Genomic DNA, 15,111 nt, shown 5'->3' on the forward strand with positions numbered 1-15,111 from the left:
ACGGAGCTGTATTGAGAGGCTGTGGACTTGAGCCGGACTGCCAGGAGAGCCAAGGGATGGCAGCGGTGGCCGTGGGTGATGCGTGGTTGCCGCCGAACGCAGCAGCGCGGAGAGTTCGGTCGGTAATCATGTCGGGTCACCTCCAAGTGGGATCGGTGGAAAGTCGCGATTCACCGTAGGTTCCGGCTCGCGACGAAGAAGAGGCAGATCGCTGGGCGGGACACGATGGTGTTCCCGCCCAGCGACATGGACGTCAGAACGGTGGTTCCTCATCGGCGCCGACGCCGACGAGTTCACGGTCATCAGCTGGCGCAGTGTCTGCGTCAAGCTGGTGAGACGATTCCGGGGCGGGGTCGGTGTCGCGAGGGTCGACTGCTCGGCGGTCGATCTTGCCCACCTTGGCCACGGCATAGCGCAGGTCGGGGCCGATGCTGTCGACGATCAGTTCGGTGACCTGACGCTTTTCGCCCTCAGCGGTGTCGTAGCTGCGTTGCTTCAACTTGCCGTACACGATCACCCGCATGCCGCGACGGAGACTGTCGACCACGTTCTCGGCCAAGTCCTCCCAGATAACGCAGCGCATGAACACGACGTCGCCGTTCTTCCATTCGTTGGCCTGGCGGTCGAAGATCCGGGCGTTTTGCGCCACCGAGATAGTGGTGACCGACTTACCTGAGCGGGTAAACCGATGTTCGGGGTCCTCGGTGACGTTCCCGATGACGGTGATGAAAAGGTCTCCAGCCATGACAGATCTCCTTACGGGTGGATTGCTCGGAAATGGAATGGACCGACAACCCCAACCCGGTCGGTGACCGGAGGAGCTGTCGATCTGCGGCTCTGCCATCAGGGACGGGGTCGGCCCGCAGGGCCGGCGGGGGTTCTGCACCGCGCGGGTAGGGATCGCCGCAGGCGACCTGAGCGCAGCGAAGGCTTGTCCACTCCCGTCGCGGCGCAGGTTCATCGCCGGTTCACCCGCCCCGGCTCTGATCCCCTGTGGGGGCTGATCGACAGCACCTCGGACACCAGGTCAAAACGCTGCTCGGAAATATTGGACTTCGGGTTCGCGGCCAGGTTCGACGATCACCGCAGCGACGTCGAATCGAACGCGCCACCAGGGACCGTCTTGTTCGGCCAACCACAGCAACGACAGGCGGCGCAGGCGTTGTTGTTTGGCGAAGGTCACTGCCTCGGCGGGCACCTGGAACGGCTGGCTGGCTCGGGTCCGCAGGTGGATGAACACGGTGGTACCCGCGTCTTCGGCGATGAGACTGATCTTGCCATACGCGCAGCGCCAATTGCGCGCGAGGACCTTCATGCCCTCGTCGGTGAGATATTGGACAACGAGCTCGTCGGGTGAAGTCTGTGGTGTCGGATCAGGATTCATCGTGGCGGGTCCTTTCGGCGAGAAATCGAAGGCTGCTCTGGTCTTTCTGAAGGACTGCGAGGTCGGTTCAGCGGTCTGAGGCGAGGTAGCGGGGTCGGTGTGCGCCGTAGGCGAGACCGTTGGTGATGGCGCGGTCGAGTTCGGCGTGGGTGAAGCCGTCGATGCCCACGTGTTTGATGGCGGCAGCAGTTAGCTGGGTGCGGACGTGCTGTTCGGTCAGTTCGCCGGCGGCGACGAGCCGGCCCAACGTGACTGCCGCGTCGAAGAGGGTGAGGTTGCGGGTATGCGGGGCCGGGTTGGCGACCCGGCGTGTTTCATCGGCCACGATCGCCGCGAGATAGGCGCTCGGATGCCCCGGTGCCAGATTTGACGAAGACTGGGGTGCGGGGGGAACGAGTAACTCGACCAGCGGTGCGGGCAGTTCGGCCACCGGTCGTCCGTCGATGACCCGATAGGTTCCTGCCCGGGTGCGTGAACCTGCGGCTACGACATATCCACCGCGGCCTCTGGAATCGATCGAGGGCGCTATGCGGCCCACCGAGCAACCGAGCTCGGGTGCGGTGGGTGCGTGGTAGTAGAAGTGCGCTCCGCCGGAAGGGGTTTGCACGGCGAAGGTGCGCAGGCTGGCCGAATCGCCAGTGATAGCCGAGAGGCGGGACAACAGTTTCTCGGCGGCTGGAGGGGCTGATTGTGGTCCGGTGCGGCGGTGTTCGATGTCGATGTCGATGACCAGTAGGCCGCTGAGGCCGGTGGCGATGGCGATGTTTCGGCGGGGGTTGTCGTTCCACCAGTCCCGGATCTGATCGGGGTCGGTGGTGGCATGGGCAGCCCAGTCGCCTTCGAGAGATGGGGTTTTGGCGTGGGGACGCAGCGGGAAGACATGCCAGCCACGTGCGGCAGCCTGCAGGGCAGCCTCGCGCAACGGATTGGCCGCGGACACGGGATCCTCCTCGAAAGATGGGGTGGGATGAAAAGCAGCGGCGCACGCCGTGGTTGGCGTGCGCCGCTGCAGATAGGGAAGGCAGGGTCAGATTTCGATGCTGTCGGGGTCACGATCGCCGAGGGCGACTTGTTCGATCGGGGTCAGCGTGTGCCCGATCTCGGCGAGGAAGGCCAGGTAACGCTGGACTCTGGCGTCGTTGTAGCGCCAAGCCTTCTTGCCGGCACGCAGTTCGTGTGCAGCGAGGACCAGTGCAAGGAGCACGACCCGGCAGCGCGGTGGGCGAGCGTTGTCGAGGCTGGCCAGCAGCTCGGAACGCCATCCTTTGACACCCAAGAGCTCCATCGCGAGGACGGTGGCGTCGTGGCTGTCGAGCAGACCGGGCTCGATGATGACGGCCTTGAGGACGAACATCGACGCCTGCTGCGGTGGATCGGTTTTGCGGGAGACCAGTTTGACGAGGAATTCGCGTCGCGCCTCCATCGCGGCCTTGCCGAGTTTGTCGAGCTCGGTCGCGCGTTGCTCAGCAAGTTCGCGTTGACGCTGTTCCACAGCGACACGGGCTCGCGCTTCGGCCCGCTGCTGGGCGGCTACTCGTGCCCTCTCGGCCGCCTCGGGATCGGACTCGACAGCGGAGTCCTCACCCGAATCGACCTCAGGCTGAACGCCACCGCCGACGATGACGACATCCTCGGGTTGAACGGTCTCCATGAATTCATGTAGACCGGTGGCATCGAGCTGGTCGATGGGCAGGTAGTAGATGGCATCCCAGAGCTCTCGTTGCTCGACCTCGCGAGCGTGGCGCAGGCCATCGGCGGGTTCAGCCTCTGGGTAGCGTTCGGTAGCCCAGTCCACGATGTCGGGATCGACCGGTTCACCGGTTTCGCGGTCGACGGTCGCGACGTCTTCCAGGAGGTCGCAGTACACCGCCCATCGTTGGGGTTCGGCCTGAATCTGCGCTAAGCCGACCGGCTCATCCTCGGCGGTCAACAGTCGCTGGGCGGGGATAAAAATTGCGTCGGCGGAATCGGTGTCCGGGTCCTCGGTAAGGATGGTGAATCCGGCTGCGGCGTAGGGCAGCGATGCTTGCAACAGCTGGCGGCGTTCTTCGCGTTGGTTGGCGATGCGGCGCGCTTCGTAGGTGAACATGCTGCGTGGGGTGTTGAGGAGATGCTGCACCGCGGCGGTGTCGCCGACTACGTCGTAGTCGGCCAGAATGGCGGCTTCCTCCAAACTGAGCTGAAGCTCGTCCACAGTCCGTCGAGCTGTTTCGGAGTGGCCGACCCGCCCGGCGAGCTTGACCTCATCCCGGTCGGCTTGCAGGTCCCGGACGACGCGGGTGACCGGGGCACCGAGGTCGAGCATCTGGGCGATACCTGCGGCGCGATCACCGTCGGTGAGCGGGATGCGGTGGTGGTTGACGGTGATCTGATCGCTGATCCGGGCGATGTCGGCTTCGGCAGTGCCCGGATCGACGGCGGCGGTGATCCACACCGGTACCCGGTTCAACCCGAGCGCGACCGCGATCAAGGTGCGCAGCTGGCCGTCACGGACCGCGATGGTGCCATCGGGCATCCGGTCGGCGGTGATCGGAGTCAGCACACCGTGCTCACTGATAGAGGCGGTGTATTTCGGGTGGTCGTTGAGATCGAAAGTGCGCCGTACGTTTTCGGCGATCACCAGATCGTTCGGATCCAGGAAAGCCGCCTCGGCGTTCGTTTCGGGCATGGGTGAATCGGCGTCGGGCGGTAGGTTGGTGTTGTCACCGGGGTCGGTGTCCTGGGGTGTGTCGATGGTGGTGGTCATTGCGGGGTACTCCTATCGTGAGATAGGTAGGCACCGGGCAGATAGCTGCTGCCCGGTGCCTACCCAAATGGGTTGTTTCAGATCGCGCGGCTGATGGCGAAACGTGGTTCGCGCCGGCGCCCCGTGAGTAGGTCGGCCACCAGTCGGTCGTAGCCGAGCGCGAGATCGGCCAGTGCGGTGTCGAGTTCGCGGACTCCGCCACGGCGATCGCCGGCTACCGTGAGCACGGCGTGAGTGATGGCGAGCGATACGAGCCGGTCGATGACCATGGCCAGGGGTTCGGTATGCACTTTCACTCGGCGGCGGCGCCGATGCGGAAGCCGATGCCGGATGTGACGATCGAGCCCGACCAACACTTGCTCGTGTGTCAAGTCCGGGTCGATCGCCGCGACATCCGCCGCCGAACCCGCACCGGGATAGTCGAAGTAGTGACTGTGCCAACTGACGGCCGCCAATTCCCTTACTAAACGCAGGATTTCGGGATCGCGACCGTTGGAGGTGGTGCGGGCGTGGGAGCTGGCCGCGATCACCTGTGCTGCACTGGGCAAGGCGATCGCCGGCCTTGGCCTCGGTGTGCGGCGGCGGGTTGCTCGGCGATGGTGACCGAGAAACGACGGATGGCGGTTCATCGCCGGGCCTTGGGGCGGGCGGCGACGTTTATCGGGTGCGCACGCAGCACCTGGTCGTTATCGCCGACCGGGGTGTAGGTCCAGTATTTGCCCTTCCAGTCCGGATATTGCTTACGCCACCGAGCCAGTTCCGCCTCGTCGAGGACGGATGTGGGTCCGGCGTCGCCGAAATGGGCTCGGCGATCAAGTTCCTCCCGGGTGATGGTGTCGGTCATCGGTATTACCTCCTGTGTTGGGTGATGATTGAAGAACTGCAGAGCCGCAATGGTTTTCAGACCAGGCCTATGGCGTGCAGGGCAAGATCGTCGAGGGAGTCGGCCCGGTCGGGATCGGCGACGGTTTGGCTGTAGCTGGTGACCGCGTTGGCGATTCCGGCCGCGGTGAGCTGCCCGCCGGCGATGAAGTGGGACAGGATGCCGGTGCGTTCGGCCTCGGTGAACCCCAGCTTCTTGCCCAGGACCTCGATTGTCTTGTCCGGCTGGGTGACTGGAGCGCCGGCGTGCTGTTCTAGCTCCTCGATGCGGGCGTTGAGAAAGTCCATCGACAGCCATTCGCTGACCTTGTCGCGCGTCTTGGCGGTGATGACCGCAAGCTCTTTGCGGTAGGTGTCTTGAGACCAGCGGATGGTGCCAGTGTCGAGTTTTTCGCCGATGTGGTTCTTGCGGTAGGTGAACAGCGGTAGTGAGAGGCCGTTGCCGCAGATCTGGATCACCAGTTCTGGTTTCAGGGTGATGGCGTGGTGTCCGGTTTCGGAGTTGGAGAACCGGAATCCGGCGGCAATGACCGGTTCGCTGCCGGGTGCGAAGCCCATGCCTTCGCGCGCGGCGATCGGCCGCCACCGATCGAGCTCTCCGGCCACGCGGTGACGGTCGGCTTCGAGTTCGGGGTTGCTGAACGGGTTGCGGTAGTTGGCGAGAAAGTGCGGTGCCAGTGCCGCGACCTGCGGGGAGTAGACCTTGCAATGCATCGAGGAATCGCTCAGATCGCACGAGCGGATCGTGACGTCGACATCGACTTGACGGATACCGTCCATGACCGCGGTGAGCAGGTCGAGGTTGTCGACGATTCCGTAGCGGGTCGATAAGAACGCGCGCAGCACTCCAGGCCGGCTCGGATGCCCAGAGGTGAACAGCCGCAACAGATACGAGCTGGCGTCAGGATCGGGTGCGACCTGAGCACCGAGTGGGCCGTGGAGCAGCCCGTTGATGTTGTGGTCGTAGAGATCGAGACGGCGGCCCTCACGTAGCCAGCGCAAATACGCCACGGGGACCTTCAGTTTGGTACCGATCTGAGAATCAGCGGCTGCCGTGGGCAGGTAAAGGCCGACGACGTCGGTGACGCCGCGGTCATCGATGACTGGCGGAACTCCGGCTAGCTCGAACATGCCATCGCGGGCACGCAGCGACGTCGCAGGCGCAACGACATCGACTTTGGTCGCTTGCTGCTGTTGCAGCAGCGCGAGCATGTCGCCGAAATCGGCATGACGAATGAAGACAGGATGTGACATGAGCAGACCTTCCAGTTCAATGGAGGACAGAATTTCGAACGTGACAAGATTCGTTGCGCACTGAATCGCTTGCGCTGCAACGGATCGCCAGGTGCTCAGATTTGGCGGCGGCTGGCTACGGGCCCCAACGATGGGTGCCTGCGCACGGCAGTGCGCGGGTCCCGCGTAGCCAGGCAAGCACTGCAGACAGTGTCGTTGCGCCGACAACAGTGATTCCGGCCGAAGTACCGAACTCAGAAAGCAGGAGTTGCGGGACGACCGCGTGGGTGATGCCCAGCAGCGGCGCGGCATCGAATGCGGCCCACGTACCCTCTACAGCGCGTAACGAGCCGTCGAGACCGAGCGCGGCCGCGAACATGATCTTGCCCAGAGGTGCTGAACGGAGCGCCCCACTGGCCGCCAGGACCGATACACCCACTGCTAGATCGGCGACCCCAGCGGGCTGTGGAGCACTCGGTATCGACAATCCCACTACGGCATTGGGCCATACCTCGCCGCTGTTGAAGAGCGCGGCCCGTACGCGATCCCGGCATTCCGGAGTCACATTCATACATCCCGCACTGGTAGGCGAGGGGGCATCGAGTGTGGCGGTCACAGGTAACGGCTCCGCGTTCTGACTCCCCAACGTGACCGACCACGCAACCGCCCGGCTCATCGGATGCCTCGCTCGGTCGTCAGTGGCCCAGCACCCACAGTCGAGCGATCAGTCCACGACGGCCTAGCAGCCAGAGCAGCGATGACATCGTCAGCACACGTGGTCAAGCGGGCACGACCATCGGCAATGACGCGATGACAACCCGCCGACGCCGCCGACGTGACAGGCCCTGGCATCGCAAAGGCCGGACGGTGCAACCGGTTAGCCCACCTGACGCTGTTGATGCTGCCGCTGCGGAGCCCCGCCTCGACCGCGATCACCGCGTCGGAGAGCCCGACAGTGAGCCGATTCCGGGCCAGGAACTGATCCCGTGATGGCGCCATTCCGAGCGGGTACTCGCTCAGGATCAGCCCGGACTCGGCGATCTGCTCCAGCAACCGCGCATGCGCTGTCGGATATGCCCGGTCGACCCCGCACGCCAGCACAGCGATGGTCGCGGCATCCGCGGCGAGAGCGGCACGATGAGCGACTCCATCGATACCGAATGCGGCACCGGAGACGATAGCCCAGCCACGGGCAGCCAAGTCACGGGCCACTTCAGTTGCGACATGGTTTCCGTACTCGGTGCTCGCCCGCGCGCCGACGACCGCGATCGCGCGATCGGTCGCCACATGCAACGACACCGGGCCGCGCGCCCACAATCCCACCGGCGCAACGAATTCCGGGTCATCGCAGGTGGACCTGAACATGTGCAGCAGATAGGCGGGCCATTCGTCATCGTCGGGAGTGATCAACCGGCCACCTAGCTGATGTAGACGATCAAGATCCCGTGCCGCAGCATCAAAGCTGCTGCCGCGCTCGAGTACACGACGATCGACGGCGACCGGCACATCTCCAGCCACCACAGCATCGGCGGCCTGCTCCACACCCAGCTGTGTGATCAGCGCCTGTATCGGGCGAGAGGGACCGGATGCCGCTCGTGACAGTAACGCCCAGGCCCGCCGCCGCGCATCGGCGCTCATCGCCGCGCCCTAGGCAACGACCACAGACGAACGCCGCAACGCTGTCTGACGCGGGTCCGAGCGCGTACGCCGAGCCTGGTTCGACGCTGACCGGCTGGCCGGGGGTGAGCGACGGTGTGTGTGAAACCGAACCTGATCGTCACCGAAAAATGCACGGACAATAGGGAATTCATGTCGTATCTCCTTTGCTAGGCAACCTGACGTGGCCCAGTGGAATGGGAATCTCCATCGGGCTGGCCCTGGACGGGGATGTGCCAGTTGCGCGTGTGAGTTCGGCGAGTGAGCCAGCTGGCAGGGATGGCCGGTGGGGTGGTGGGCGCACTCCACAGACACCGGCGGCGTTTGAGCGTGGTCAAGCAACGCTTGACCACGCGGACCGCCGGTGTAGAGTGCGCCCGCCCGCCACACCACCGGCCAACCCGTGCGGCGGACGTGCCTGGGCGTCGCGAATTACCTTGGGGGCGAACCGTGTTCGCGGCGTTTGCACAGGCTCCCGGCAGATTCGACACTGCTCGAGACGGTTTCGATATCGAGGCCGGCTCGCCAGTTGCGCCACGCACCGTCGATCGAAGGTCGTGACCTGTCCGAGGCGACCAAGACCGCGTAGGCCCGTCCGAAGTCGAGGGCATCGCCAGAGCCAATACCTGCGGCATCGCAATATCCGCGTGCATAGCCGATGGCTTCGAAACACATCAGATGGGCTTGGCGATTCTCGATTGCTCGAAACCACTGCTCGTAGTTCGGTACCCGAGTCATGAAGGGTCCTCGGGCAAATCGATCTCGATGCCGACACCTCGCACGATCTCGGCGCCGCTACGGCCGAGCTGACGCATGCTGTAGGGGTCCAAACCGATTTCCAGCGCGCCCTCGAGAAGGATCGCGAAGCGATGGTAGGGAGCAGCATCCAGTGCCGTCTGCACCGCGATACCGGCCAGGACTCCGTCTCCGTGGACATAGGCGCTGTAGGCGAGCAAGACCGCGGCCTCGGCGCGTTCCGGTACCGGCAGGCTACGAGTGAGATAGGTCCACAACGATTCCGCCGCACGTGCGTAATTACTCAGCGCCGTCGACATCAAGCCGTCGCGGACACGGTCATCAGCCACCATGGCAGCGAACTCAGCGGATTCAGCATCGGTCGGCAGCGCACCGGCATCGTGTGCGGCGATAAGCGCGAGCACACGCTCGAGGCCCCAGCGAGTGCCACCCCCAGGATTGTCGTCGCACTGCGGCACTGCGGCACGGCGCCGGACCTCGGCCTGCGCCGTAGGTAACAACCGCGCGACCCGTTCCGCTGCCTGGTGATCCGGTTGTATCAAGGCAACAAGCTCGGATCGGGAGGCGTACACCGATTTCCCCTCAGCGTTCATCGCTGCGGTGACCACCGAGGACTGCGGATCCGGGACCACGCCCTGGGAGGAGGGATCAAGCAGACTCCACCATCGCGAGCCCGGCTCGATTGCCGCAACCGCCCAAGCGCCTTCCAGACCGATCCCGTCATCGGCGAGATATTGAACGAGACCGGTGACCAGCGCGGCGTGAGGACCGGTTTTCGCGGCGGTGGCGCGATCATCGACCACGACCGCCAAGACTTCGGTCGACTCAGCGGAGGTGCACACCTTGGCGACCGCAGCGGCAATGATTTCGGCGGGCTCGCCGCACAGGTTTGGGGGAGGCTCGAGGTCGAAGCGCATGGCCGCGAACACACGCGCGGAATGGGGCGGGGGATCACACGCTGAATCTGTCAACACCACGATGAGCAGTGACCGTTCAGGAGGAAAGCCGAGCATAGCCGGAATCGCGGCGATGAGATCGCCGGGATCATCGATATAGGCGCGCGAGGAGGACACGGTAACTCCTTTGCTGAGAACAGGATTGGCGCGAACAAGCCGAAATCCGTTCGGCTCGTCGCCGCTCACCGGGCGGCAAGCGATCAACCCACCCCTAGACCTCGCAATGAGTCGTTGGGCGGCGGGCGCACTCCAGCTACGCCGGTGGCGCGCCAGACGGGCGTCAAGGCGCACGCTCTTCGCGCCTTGACCCCGTCGCCACCGGCGTAGAGTGCGCCCGCCCGCCGCCCAACGACTCACTGCGTGTAGGCGCTCTTCTAGGCGTCGATCGAATGGTGGACACCGCGAGTCGGTGGCAGAACCCTCCGGGGGTGTACGCGCCGGGAGGGGGAGTTTGTCGGACGTTCGGTGGATAGGCTCGGCGTCGTCTCGATGCCAGACTGGTCAGCGAAAAGTGTTGGGATACATGACCATCAGCTCGACCGCCCGGCAGTCCGGTATCAACGAACCATTCAGGACGAGGTCATATGCACCACGAATCCGCCCCGTTTCCGAGGCGGCTCGCCGCAAGGATTCTCGACCTTGCGTTCTGTTTGCTACTCACGTTCGTGGTTGCGATACCGGTGGGGATTCTGTTGGTCCCAGTTGTTTTGATGACGGGCGAAGCTCACAAGGGTGTGGTCTTCGGAATCGGCGGATGGTTTTGCTATTTCCTCGCTTACGTCGGGTTGGAGGTCTTTCTGCTGATTCGCCGCGATGGTCAGACTCTCGGTAAGGGACTCCTGGGTCTGCGCGTCGTACCTGCTGGTGAGTGGGCTCGGCCCAGGTTGGAGCCGTGGCCGGCTGCCACCCGCATGCTGATGATCTTCCTGCCGTTTGTCTTCATGTCTCTGTCCGGGGCGAGTCCCGAGTCGGCGATTCTCAACGGGATTGCCATTATCGGGATGCTTTCTCTTGTCGGAATTTTCGTGCTCGCGGCCATTCCTGCTGGAAAGCGTCGAACCCTGCACGATCTGTCAGCTGGCAGCCGTGTGGTGCGCGCGGCCAAGCGGAAGATCGATTGGAGCGCGATATCCCGATGGTGCTGCCGGTCCGGGTGGACATGAGCAAACGCCTGTGAGCTTCACACAGCATGAGTCGCCGCGAACCACGAGGGCTTCGTTCATTGCACCTTGCCGGATCGAGTGAAGGCGCGAATCTGCTTGTCGTCAGAAGGCGGACCGGGCGTATGCGGACGCCGCCTGCTTCGAGCAGCCGGTGTGTGTCAGTGGCTTGGGCGGGAGTGAAAGTTGCCGCTACCCGCAAGATCAGCTGCCCGGATTGGGATTGGTCACGCAAGGTGGCAAGTTTCGCGGTGTCGCGAAGGTTGTCGTGGACGAAGGGGCAGGTCCACTGGACGCCGCGCTCGGTTGGGCCGGTTCGTCCACGAAGGGCCGGTGAATTTCGTTGAGCATGCGGCCGACCTTGGGCGCGACGTCAGCGAGCCGAGCGCCGACTCGCCACATTGCCCAGCGGCGCATCGGCGGCTGGAAGCGGGCGGGTATCGCGGTCGATCGCCTTAGTGGTGGTTTCGCAGATGATGGCCGACGGCCGCAGCACGATAGCGGCGCTATCTTCACAACTCCGCGTCGCCTTCGGTGCCGAGCGTCGAGCTTCGTGGCGGAGTGCGGGTTTCCCATTAGGGCCCAATGTTGATATCCACTCGCTCCGGTGCTGGCTCGGTCCGGCACCAAGTGCCGAACCGAGCTCGCGGGCATGACTTCGCTAGACCTTGGCCATTGACTGGTCCACGATCTCGGCGGCTGGAGCGTTCTTCTTGATCGACTCGATGCCGTTCTTACACGCGGCTTTGGACTCGTACGCTTCGCCGACAGCAATGATTTCGCCATTGGCGGCCTTGAGCCGGAACCTGTACTTGTCGGACTTGTCCTTGTAGATCTCGAACGTTGCAGCCATATTAGTTACCTCAGCTCTGATTGATCTGGATAACACCTGACCTTGTGACGATAGAGCATCGAGGACCGTGCGTCGCGAAAAAGCGAGCCGGGTCGTCTGTCGGTAATCGGCAGGCGATGCGCCACGTCGCGAGATTAAAGCATGTCCACCGCTTTAGCCTGGGAAGGTGCAGGACCGGGGCATGGCGGCAGGCAAGGCGAAGTCATACAGGGTGCCAGTGCTAACGTCGTCGTCTACTCGGTCCGCGCTGCTCGAAGGGATTCAGAATGGCAAGGCACATCATCGAAGCGTTAATCGACGACGTGGACGGCTCCGAAGCCGATGAAACAGTACTGTTCGGCTTCGATGGTCGCCTCTACGAAATCGACCTCTCATATGCGAACGCCAACAAACTTCGGGCCGCTGTCGATCCATGGGTCGACAAAGCACGGAAGACCGGCCGGGCCAGTTCTCGATCGGGCAACTCCCGCACCCGGACCACATCAGGCACAAGCGAGGTCGCAGCCATCCGTACATGGGCAAACGAGAACGGCCACCGCGTGTCCAGCCGCGGCCGGATCCCTTCCGACGTCGTTGCTGCGTATCGGGCAGCGCAGGCGGCTCCACAAGGAGCGGCGCCATCTCGAAGCAAGCCAGCTGTTCCAGCATTCGTTGAACCCACCAAGAAGCGCGCGAAGAAGGAGGCTAAGAAAGCCGCCAAGACCCGCTCCTAAAGGTGCGGGCTGCCCGGGCGCAGCCGAACTGACGTTTAGAGGCCGCGGGCGAGTGATGCGCTTCGGCGGGTGTAGTGAGCGTTCGGCGGCTTCCGTGACGCTTGCGCGGATGTACGTGGCGTTTGTCCGCTGTGGCTCTCCGTTTCCGTGTGTCGGGCGCGACGACTGCGTAGCCATGGTGGCGTTCTATCCACGTGAGGGTGGACCTACGGCAACTCAACAGGTCGGCAGATGGACCGCAACGTCACCCGGCAACGACCTGCATCGGATAAAGTTCGGTCGCTGCGTGGTGGGTGGCGGTACTGCCGCTAGGACCCAATCTCCAGCGATATCTGCCGGTGGAGTACGTGGGCGTTGTGTTCGTGTCCCCCTGCGGACATGACCGCTACGCCCACGAGAACCCGCAGTAGGGAGCGTCGGCTAGGTCGACGTCGGTCTGGACCGATGAGCCTGTGGCCGTGTGCAGACCAGTTGCAGTCTGTACGGCCTCGCACTGGAGGAGAGTCGTGAAGGCTCGCAGCCAGACGGCACGGATGATCCTAGGTAGCGAAAGGTATTCATATACCTAGATATGCGCATTGAACTATGAGCTGCTGGACCATCGGGCAGCTTGCGATGCATCCGTCGTCCTAGACATCAGCACAAGAGAGGGAAATCGAGTTGCCTGACGGGTAGGTCGACGTCGCTGCGAAGGGGCGCCCGGTGTTGCTGGGAGGCTGCCTGGTTCGGATGCCGTACTGCCGTGACCGGGAGATCGCAGGATGTCGAGCCGATTGATAGGAAGGCAGGCAGGCACTAGTTCGCCGAACGGCGGCGGAATGGGAGAACATTGGATGGGAGAGCTGACTGTGCTGACGGAATATTTTGCGGGACAGCGAGAGCAGCGGTCGGTGGGTCAGTTTGATTGATGCCGCCATCGTAGAGGTGTTTACACAGCAGTTGTCCGTCCTCGGTGAGGTTTGTGTGGTCGGGGCGGATGTAGCGTTCGGTGACTCGTGAGTCTGCGTGGCCGGCGATTTGTTGCAGGCGGTGCAGGGGTACTCCAGCGTCGGCGTACCAGGTGAGTCCGGTGTGGCGCAGGGTGTGGCGGACGAGGTGTTGGTATCCGAGTTGGGCGACCACTTGGTCCCAGTGGGTGCGGTCTCGGAGTCCGGCGGTGGTGATTCGTCCGCCTCGTGGCCCGGTGAACAGTCGTGCGTCGGGGTTGTGGGGATGTCGGGCAATGAGTTCGGTGACGAGTGGTTGGATCTGTTCGATGATGGGGACGTAGCGGGCGCGGTTGCCTTTGGTGCCTTTGTCGGTGAGTCCGCCGGGGCCGGGAGTGGTTTGTCTGCGGACGGTCCATATCCAGGTTGTGGTGTCGATGTCGCGGACGCGGCAGCCGGAGATTTCGCCGATGCGTGCGGCGGTGCAGGCGGCGAACATGACGACGTGACCCCAGCCGCGATAGTTCTCGTAGGAGGCGGCTACGAGGGCGTCGCACAGCTCGAGGAGGGCCTGCCAGTTCGGGAGGGCAAGTGCGCGTGGGTCTTCGAGTTCGTCTTCGATCTGTTTGTAGAGGGCTTGCCAGCCGCGCACGCGGGCGGGGTTGAGGTCGAGCAGGCCGTCTCGTTTGGCTTGCTCCATCAGGCGGACCAGGACCGCGATGGTGTTTTTGATGGTGGACTTGCTACAGCCGTCTTCTTCGATCCATTGAACAACGGCGCGGTCGACGATCCCGTTGGTGATGGTCGGCACGAGCAGGTGGCCGAGGGTCGGTTTCACCCGCTTGCGCCAGCCACACAGGTACGGGTCGGTGGTCTTCGGCTCCAGCCCGGACAGTGCCAAGGACATGTTGGCTTCGCCGTAGTCGAGCAGCGTAACGTTCGCGCTGATCGGGTCCAAGCCGCGGCGAGCGAGCTCCTTCATCCGAGCGATCCAGTCCTGGGCGAGGTCTTCGGTTTCGAACACCTCGGATTTGGAGTCGCGTTGCTTGGTCAGCGGATTGGTCCAGCGCACCCGGGCTCGGAACGGGTTGCCCGACCTTCGGCGTTCGAGCTTCTCGATGTCGACGGTCAGCTTGATCCCGAGCGGAACCTGCACGGCATCAGACATGGCGGCGCACCTCCACGCCGAACCGTGATGGTCGGGGAGCGGCGTGCTGGTTGCTCACGCGGCGGGTGTGATGTGGCGTGCTTCTAAATAGGCTTCGAGGTCGCTCTGCGGGTATTTCGCGACGCGTTCGGATATCCGCACGAATCCCGGTCCCTCGACAGGACATCCGCGGCGCCACCGACGCAGTGTTGAGGTGTCCACTCCGAGGATCTCGGCGACTTCTCCGGTCGTGTACATCCGCTGGTTCAACAAGCCCAACCGGGCGTGGTCCGAATGCTGCATGGCGGACCCCCTTGTCCTCGGACCCGACACCGCACCGACACCGAACGGCAACAGCACATTCGGGTAGAGCGTGATGTCGAGCGTCATCGGATGCCAGCCATGCTCGGCGATTCCGGAGCGGGCCTCGCAGTGCCGGGCTCATCGCCACTGACGCGGTAAACCCGCAGCCGATCTGAGATCTGCCGACTGGCGCTACGTCCGGCTCCGCTACGGCGGGTACCGGGAAACCCCGACAAATGGGGTGCTCTAGAAGGGTAAGCCGCGGACTCGGCTGCGGGCAACCGTCGAGCACCCTCGGCGGGACCAGCCGCCGATGGCACGCTCCGGGATGACCACGCCTGCGTAGGGCACACCTAGAAGACCGCTTGACCTGGGCGGAGAACCCGTTGACTACCT

At 63.8% G+C, this 15,111-nt stretch carries 16 protein-coding genes; 2 read left to right on the plus strand and 14 right to left on the minus strand.

Annotated features, from left to right (window positions below):
• Positions 1-253 precede the first annotated feature (253 nt).
• From ssb to DMB37_RS37340, 11 genes are all read right to left on the minus strand, one after another.
• Positions 254-745 (minus strand): single-stranded DNA-binding protein, encoded by a 492-nt coding sequence (gene ssb / locus DMB37_RS37290; RefSeq protein WP_135236728.1) that lies wholly within the window; start codon positions 743-745, stop codon positions 254-256.
• Positions 746-1,027: 282 nt separating this feature from the next.
• Positions 1,028-1,384: a YraN family protein gene (locus DMB37_RS37295; RefSeq protein WP_135236729.1), complete on the minus strand. Its 357-nt coding sequence runs from the start codon at positions 1,382-1,384 to the stop codon at positions 1,028-1,030.
• 67 nt (positions 1,385-1,451) lie between these two features.
• Positions 1,452-2,324, minus strand: a complete 873-nt coding sequence (locus DMB37_RS37300; protein ID WP_167769059.1) for a bifunctional DNA primase/polymerase — start codon at positions 2,322-2,324, stop codon at positions 1,452-1,454.
• Positions 2,325-2,411: 87 nt separating this feature from the next.
• On the minus strand, positions 2,412-4,130 hold the full coding sequence (locus DMB37_RS37305) for a ParB/Srx family N-terminal domain-containing protein (protein ID WP_135236731.1): 1,719 nt from the start codon (positions 4,128-4,130) through the stop codon (positions 2,412-2,414).
• A 77-nt stretch (positions 4,131-4,207) separates the two neighbouring features.
• Positions 4,208-4,678: a hypothetical protein gene (locus tag DMB37_RS37310; RefSeq protein WP_135236732.1), complete on the minus strand. Its 471-nt coding sequence runs from the start codon at positions 4,676-4,678 to the stop codon at positions 4,208-4,210.
• A gap of 77 nt (positions 4,679-4,755) precedes the next feature.
• A complete protein-coding gene (locus tag DMB37_RS37315) occupies positions 4,756-4,974 on the minus strand; it encodes a hypothetical protein (RefSeq protein ID WP_135236733.1) in 219 nt (72 codons plus the stop codon).
• Between the two features lie 56 nt (positions 4,975-5,030).
• Positions 5,031-6,443, minus strand: coding sequence for a hypothetical protein (locus tag DMB37_RS37320; protein WP_240771889.1), 1,413 nt, complete (start codon positions 6,441-6,443; stop codon positions 5,031-5,033).
• The gene (locus tag DMB37_RS42105; RefSeq protein ID WP_135236734.1) at positions 6,382-6,921 is read right to left on the minus strand and encodes a magnesium chelatase domain-containing protein; all 540 of its coding nucleotides are present in this window, start codon (positions 6,919-6,921) and stop codon (positions 6,382-6,384) included. The genes DMB37_RS37320 and DMB37_RS42105 overlap by 62 nt, the downstream gene beginning before the upstream one ends.
• The gene (gene dprA, locus DMB37_RS37330) at positions 6,918-7,883 is read right to left on the minus strand and encodes a DNA-processing protein DprA (RefSeq protein WP_135236735.1); all 966 of its coding nucleotides are present in this window, start codon (positions 7,881-7,883) and stop codon (positions 6,918-6,920) included. Before dprA ends, DMB37_RS42105 begins: the two co-directional genes overlap by 4 nt.
• Positions 7,884-8,333: 450 nt before the next feature.
• A complete protein-coding gene (locus DMB37_RS37335; RefSeq protein ID WP_135236736.1) occupies positions 8,334-8,639 on the minus strand; it encodes a hypothetical protein in 306 nt (101 codons plus the stop codon).
• A complete protein-coding gene (locus tag DMB37_RS37340) occupies positions 8,636-9,799 on the minus strand; it encodes a DUF4192 domain-containing protein (protein WP_135236737.1) in 1,164 nt (387 codons plus the stop codon). The genes DMB37_RS37335 and DMB37_RS37340 overlap by 4 nt, the downstream gene beginning before the upstream one ends.
• Before the next feature lie 398 nt (positions 9,800-10,197).
• Between DMB37_RS37340 and DMB37_RS37345 the strand changes: the two genes are divergently transcribed.
• Positions 10,198-10,776: an RDD family protein gene (locus tag DMB37_RS37345; RefSeq protein ID WP_135236738.1), complete on the plus strand. Its 579-nt coding sequence runs from the start codon at positions 10,198-10,200 to the stop codon at positions 10,774-10,776.
• 658 nt (positions 10,777-11,434) lie between these two features.
• Here DMB37_RS37345 and DMB37_RS37350 read toward each other — a convergent pair.
• Positions 11,435-11,626: a YegP family protein gene (locus tag DMB37_RS37350; protein ID WP_135236739.1), complete on the minus strand. Its 192-nt coding sequence runs from the start codon at positions 11,624-11,626 to the stop codon at positions 11,435-11,437.
• Positions 11,627-11,892: 266 nt separating this feature from the next.
• Between DMB37_RS37350 and DMB37_RS37355 the strand changes: the two genes are divergently transcribed.
• On the plus strand, positions 11,893-12,339 hold the full coding sequence (locus DMB37_RS37355; protein WP_135236740.1) for an Lsr2 family protein: 447 nt from the start codon (positions 11,893-11,895) through the stop codon (positions 12,337-12,339).
• 795 nt (positions 12,340-13,134) lie between these two features.
• Here the strand turns inward: DMB37_RS37355 and DMB37_RS37360 are convergent.
• Both DMB37_RS37360 and DMB37_RS41615 read right to left on the minus strand, forming a co-directional pair.
• A complete protein-coding gene (locus tag DMB37_RS37360; protein ID WP_135236741.1) occupies positions 13,135-14,433 on the minus strand; it encodes a site-specific integrase in 1,299 nt (432 codons plus the stop codon).
• 54 nt (positions 14,434-14,487) lie between these two features.
• Positions 14,488-14,802, minus strand: coding sequence for an AlpA family transcriptional regulator (locus tag DMB37_RS41615; RefSeq protein WP_240771897.1), 315 nt, complete (start codon positions 14,800-14,802; stop codon positions 14,488-14,490).
• Positions 14,803-15,111 lie beyond the last annotated feature (309 nt).

It is taken from the genome of Nocardia sp. CS682 (genome assembly GCF_004634405.1).
Lineage (GTDB): Bacteria > Actinomycetota > Actinomycetes > Mycobacteriales > Mycobacteriaceae > Nocardia > Nocardia ninae.